This window comes from Vibrio sp. 1249-1, from assembly GCF_033340495.1.
Window position 1 is genome coordinate 1 of record NZ_JAWOWJ010000856.1, and the last position, 586, is coordinate 586.

General features: G+C 45.7%; 1 protein-coding gene. It reads right to left on the reverse strand.

Annotated elements, in window-relative coordinates:
- Positions 1–586, reverse strand: a 586-nt coding sequence (locus R7Z50_RS29305) for a replication initiator protein RctB domain-containing protein (RefSeq protein WP_411979537.1), incomplete at both ends; no start/stop codon positions are given.

The window sequence follows — 586 nt, forward strand, 5'->3', positions numbered from 1 at the left end:
TGATGATCATGGTATTGCACTGTCAGAGTAAACAACGCAAACAGCGTCATCAGATCATCGACTGTCATGATATTTTTGGAAGATCGCGTTTCAATCACCGCTTTGGTGCCTGAGATCGACACCATGGATTTTTGATAGCTTTTACGAGTGCGAGGTGGTGCGAGTGCTTGGTCAATGATCCCCGCCCAATTTGTTGGTGAAACGACAAATTGATCCGCTTCATCCTTCATCATTGGTGGCGTATTTAAGCCGTGCTCATTCAACAAGCGCTTGTTCACTTGGGTTTGTGCGAGTGCCTTAGAACGTTTTTGCTTTTCATTCTGACGAACTTTGTCAGTGACTAAGCTTGTTGCCCCCAAAACCGAAATGAGCTGGTTTGGGTTTACAAACTTATGCAGCATGGTTTTGCCTGCTAGGCCTTCCTCAAAACGTACTGGAGTCTGGGTAAACAAGCCGATATTGACAGCCGCTCGTAAACGTTGCTGAAGTGCAGCACGAGTCAGTTGACCGTCTGTGGCTTCAACAATCTCAGTTGTTGAAACAAGTCCATCTTTGCTGCTGAAACCTCGCAATGAGATCAGATTAA